Annotated in this window: 4 protein-coding genes; all 4 read left to right on the forward strand. The window is 40.9% G+C overall.

The genetic code is table 11. The annotated features are described in order from the left end of the window. Positions 1–304: 304 nt before the first annotated feature. The 4 genes from AB4238_RS07395 (at position 305) to AB4238_RS07410 (ending at position 5,272) form a co-directional block, all read left to right on the forward strand. On the forward strand, positions 305–1,033 hold the full coding sequence (locus AB4238_RS07395) for an EAL domain-containing protein (RefSeq protein ID WP_372032554.1): 729 nt from the start codon (positions 305–307) through the stop codon (positions 1,031–1,033). A 201-nt stretch (positions 1,034–1,234) separates the two neighbouring features. After that, a complete protein-coding gene (locus AB4238_RS07400) occupies positions 1,235–2,146 on the forward strand; it encodes an AAA family ATPase (protein WP_372032556.1) in 912 nt (303 codons plus the stop codon). A 44-nt stretch (positions 2,147–2,190) separates the two neighbouring features. Next, on the forward strand, positions 2,191–3,177 hold the full coding sequence (locus AB4238_RS07405; protein ID WP_372032558.1) for a DUF58 domain-containing protein: 987 nt from the start codon (positions 2,191–2,193) through the stop codon (positions 3,175–3,177). Further along, positions 3,170–5,272, forward strand: coding sequence for a DUF3488 and DUF4129 domain-containing transglutaminase family protein (locus AB4238_RS07410; RefSeq protein WP_372032559.1), 2,103 nt, complete (start codon positions 3,170–3,172; stop codon positions 5,270–5,272). The genes AB4238_RS07405 and AB4238_RS07410 overlap by 8 nt, the downstream gene beginning before the upstream one ends. Positions 5,273–5,337 lie beyond the last annotated feature (65 nt).

A 5,337-nucleotide genomic window follows, 5' to 3' on the forward strand; every position in this document is an offset into this window, starting at 1 on the left:
AGAATAACTATTAGCTCAAATCCCACTACTTTCCTACAGCGTTTTGAATTCCCGCTGAATGGTCAAACTTTTAATGCAATTGGTATTAATTGGTATAAAAAATCATTGTTGCAAGATTCTAGACATCGCGACTATCGGCGGTGTTTAAGGCGCAAACAGTAAAGAAACGCGCAAATTCATAGGGTTCAAGATGATTTTTAATCACAATGGCTATTAATAAAGCGCTTAACGGCTTTGATTGTTTTATCTTACTACTTTTATGTTAATGTAAATAATTATCATTACACAGAAAAATAAAACAGCTATGCTAGATCTAACAGGTCTTCGATTAACTGCAGAATATCAACCGCTACTTAACCCTCACACAAAAGCTATCTATGGCTACGAAGCACTGTCACGGTTTTATAATCTTAATGGTTTAGCCATCGCCCCTAATATTGTTTTTGAAGAGCTACATGCTCATCAAAAACTACTCAATAGTGTTGAGATGAAAGCCAAATCATTTCAAATTTTACATGCTCCCACGAATGGTAAACTATTCGTCAATATTGACCCCCACGCAATAGAATACGATAGCGCAGATATGCTACTGCTACTAAAAGAAAGGCAGGATATCTACGTTGAAATTATAGAGAACACCTGTATTAATGATGCACATTTGGCGACAAGTTTTATAGAAAAATTAGTGCGGGCCAACATACCCGTTGGCTTAGACGATATAGGTGCACCCCACTCGATGCTTTCGGTTGATTTAATGAGTAAAGTTAGTTGCCTTAAATTTGACAAATATTGGTTGGAAACAGCGCAGAAACCCGAGTATTTACACCTGATCAAGGCGCTTATAAGTTTTGCACACAACACTAATAAACTAACGGTGTTAGAAGGTATTGAGACCGAAGAGCAGCTGCACTTTGCTCAAGGGATTGGCGTCGACCTTGTTCAAGGCTTTCTGTTTAAAGCAAAGTTTATACAGGTGAAGGAAAGTATTAACCTCAGCCCAAAGTTGACCGCAATAAACAATTCATTGCCCTAATAATTATTATCTACAGCTTTCACTCAGTAAAGGCTTCCTTTCATTTAAGTTTTATACTTTTACGACGCCTATTATTAATAGCCACCATAAAAGCTGGAAACAACCAGTGCTTTCCGCCATAGTTAGTTATCACCTTTTCAAAACCCCACAGTTAATTAACACCAGTTAACTCTGTGTAAAACAACCCATTAAGGGAGCTGTATGCCCAACGAAAATATCGCAATTTTGGTCAAACAACTAGAACAAGTTTTACTCGGGAAACAACATCAAATTAAACTTGCACTCACTTGTATTTTTGCAGAGGGGCACCTGCTGATAGAAGATCAACCTGGAATGGGCAAAACTAGCCTGTCACAGGCCATGGCGCAGAGTATGAGTTTAAGCTATCAACGTATTCAATTTACCAGTGATATGTTACCAGCTGATATCTTAGGAGTGACCATTTTTAACAAACAACAGGCTAAGTTTGTATTTCATCCCGGCCCCATATTCAAACAGATGATCTTAGCCGATGAGATTAACCGTGCTAGCCCTAAGACTCAAAGTTCTCTACTCGAAGCGATGGCAGAAAAGCAGATCACCGTAGACGGTGAGACTTACGTATTACCTAGCCCCTTTTTTGTTATTGCCACTCAAAATCCAAGTGAACAATCAGGCACCTTTCCACTACCAGAGTCTCAGCTAGACAGATTTATGATGAAACTATCGATTGGTTATCCAAGCCCACAAGCTGAGATGGCAATGTTAAAGGACCAAGATAAACAAACTAGAATCGAGCCCCTTCCACAATGCCTAAATGCCCATTCACTCAAGGAACTTCAGCAACAAGTTAATCAAATAAGTGCTTCTGAGGCACTGTTAAAATACATACTCGCTCTAGTTAAAGCCTCAAGAGAGACAGACGAAGCAATTGGTTTATCACCGCGAGCCAGTAAAGCCATTTTAAAAGCGGCGAAATCTTGGGCGATGGTTCAAGGAAGACAATACGTTGTTCCTGAAGATGTACAAACCATATTTCCACTTGTAGCAGAGCATAGAATGAGTCGCTCAACTAACCAACAGAGCCCGGTTATCTCTAACATCATTCTCAATCGGGTTAATCCAATCCTTTAAACTATTCACTCACTTTAAAACAGAAGGTCAGTTCAGAGGCATAGATGAAAGGTGAACAAGGAATAAAACAAAGGCTTAGAAAAAGTTTTGGCCGTTGGTTATCACGGAGGATCCCTGCATCTAGCAATATAACCTTAAGCCATAAAAGCATATTTATTTTGCCAACCGGATTTGGCTTTAGCTGGTTATTACTTGTTGTCATTTTATTTGTGTTTGGTACTAATTATCAGAACAACCTCGTAATGGGGCTAAGCTTTCTGCTCTTCAGCGTATTTAATACCTGTATTATCTATAGCTATAAGAACCTCGCTGGACTGTCATTAACCCGCTTAACAAGTGTGCCAGATACCTTTGCTGGTCAGCTTTGCTATGTTCCTATACTTCACTCATGCCCTAACGAGGCATTTGAAATTTATCTTAGCTTTGCAGGCCAACAGGTTGAGATTATAAAAAAAGTAAGTGCTGAAACAGGTGAATCGAGTTTAGGAATTAACGCACCAGTGCGCGGCTGTCTTAGACCTGGTCGAATAAAAGTTGAATCTCGTTTCCCACTCGGTATATGCAGAGTTTGGTCTCATGTCGACTTAAACATAGAGCAGATAGTTTTTGCTAAGCCAATCAAAGCTAACTTAGCACTTACAAACATTGATACCGACAATAACATCGACTCTGCTGGCAAATTCGTTTCTGGGGTCGACGAATTTAGCGGTCTAAAACAATACGTCGAGGGCGAATCGCTTAAACAAATAGCATGGAAACAGTTAGCGCAAGGGCGCGGTATGCTAACCAAGGAGTTTCAACAGCCACATGGCGACCCTTTATGGATAACCTTAGACAATAACGATTACAATTTAGAGGTCAACCTCAGTCAACTATCATGGCAAGTCGAGCAATTATCTTCAAAGCAGCAGATTTTCGGTTTAAAGTTGCCAGCAGTGACGGTTGCTCCCAATCATGGTGAGCAACACAGAATTAACGTACAAACTCAAATAGCACTTTATCACCAGCAACAGGGCATGCATCATGCCTAGAATCAAATCAGCTAATCCACAGACGAGTAATAAGTTTAATTTATCTCGCCAAACTTTAATGTGGTTGTTACTGACTAATATCGCCATTATCAGTCCACTCTATGAGCAGACCACCCTATGGTCTTTAGCGATTTGCTCCATCTGTATCATATGGCGCCTTGGTATTTACATTGGTAAAGTTGCTAAACCACCGCGATGGTTAATCACTGTACTCGCCCTTGCGTCAGCGATGACATTAACTATGGTTGTCAGTCAAATTGGCGCTTTGAATGCATTAATAAACTTACTGGTGCTAGGTTATGCACTTAAATACATAGAGATGCGTAGTCGCCGAGACGTGCATATAGTCGTTCTGGTTGGCTACTTTCTTATAGCATTAAGTTTTATTCAACAACAAAGCTTATGGTCGGCAATACATTTATTAATTGTCACACTGATAAATACCTGTGTATTGGTTAGCCTCCATCATGATAAAGGCCAGTTTCGCTTTACGGCAAATTTAGGCACTAAAATTGTAATTCAAAGCTTTCCCCTCGCCATTCTATTGTTTTTGGTACTACCTCGGCTACCCCCACTGTGGTTAGTTCCTGCTCAAGGTGGAGCAACAACAGGCCTCTCCAGTACAGTTAATTTCTCCAATATTACCGAGCTCACCCGCTCAGCCGAGCTAGCATTTAGGGCGACCTTTAAACAAGGAGAACGCCCTAAAAACTCAGCGTTGTATTGGCGAGCAATAGTCATGGAGGATTATGACGGTAAACAGTGGTCGCAAAATAGCTCAATAACAAACAGTGAGCAGGCATTATCACAGCCAAAAACTGACAAGCACAGTTGGCGACACGCTACCTTAAGACAATTAGATGATGCTGAGAAACTTGGTTCAATCTCCTACTCTGTCATAGCTGAAGCAAGTGCTCAACAGTGGCTATTTGGCTTAGATGTTGCCACCAGTCCCGACTCCGATATTACGGTACTAGCAGATCACCGATTATTCGCCAAACGACCTATCGACCAGCGTAAACTATATAATGTGACCTCTTTTCCTAAACAAAAAATGGACCCTGTCATTGCTCGAAAAGCCCTCGATATTAACTTATCACTCCCAAAGCAAAGTAACCCTGGTACCCGATTATTAGCGCAGCAATTTAAACAGCAATACCCCAACTCTCAAAGCCGCCTCAAAGCGATGATGGATTACTTTAACCAACAGCCTTATTACTACACTTTACGCCCACCAGCAGTTGGTCAGCAGCAAATTGATGATTTCTTACTAAACAATAAGTCTGGATTTTGTGTGCATTACGCTAGCGCTTTTGCCTTTATGGCAAGGGTTACGGGTCTCCCAGCAAGAATAGTCTCTGGTTATCAAGGCGGCGAATATAATGAGGCTGGTGGCTACTACAGTATCTATCAATATATGGCACATGCATGGGTTGAAGTGTGGTTACCTAATCAAGGTTGGACACGATATGACCCCACCGCCATGATTGCCCCCGAGCGAATTGAACAAGGCTTCGATGCGGTATTTGATCCCCACGAGAGTTATCTTTTTGACAGCCCTTTTGGCTATCTAGGTAGCCGAACCAGTGATATTTTCAATCAATTAAGGATGCAATTTGCTGGTATTGATTACCTCTGGAGCGTTTGGGTGTTAGGTTTCAATACCGATAAGCAACAAGATGTATTGCAGCAGCTCCTCGGTGAAGTGACTCAACTTAGAGTTGCGCTCTTTGTGTTAATTACACTCTCAATCATAGGATTAGCCATTGCCTATAGTGCAGGATTACTGCATTTAGGCCGATCACAGAATAAGCATGTTAAGGCCTATTTGGCTGTATGTCACTTGCTTACAAGCCGGGGCGTTAAGCGTGCCGCCAATGAAGGTCCTGACGATTTTAATCGCCGGGTAAAAAACGCCTTGCCTTTCATTGCCTCTGACTTCGACAAACTCACGCGGTATTACATTGCAATTCAATATCAAAAACTAACACCATCGGCCTATAAACGCATTTCTCGCTTACTTATCGCTCAATCCAGATGGATTAAATTTAATATCATTAAACAGAGGTTGGCACTCGATAAAACAAACACATAGAATAGATAACTTCAGTAAATGCGCTGATTATTATTGTAGATTTTTCGTTTATACCAATCAGTATA

Origin of the sequence: Shewanella sp. 10N.286.45.A1 (genome assembly GCF_041470405.1) — a bacterium.
Lineage (GTDB): Bacteria > Pseudomonadota > Gammaproteobacteria > Enterobacterales > Shewanellaceae > Shewanella.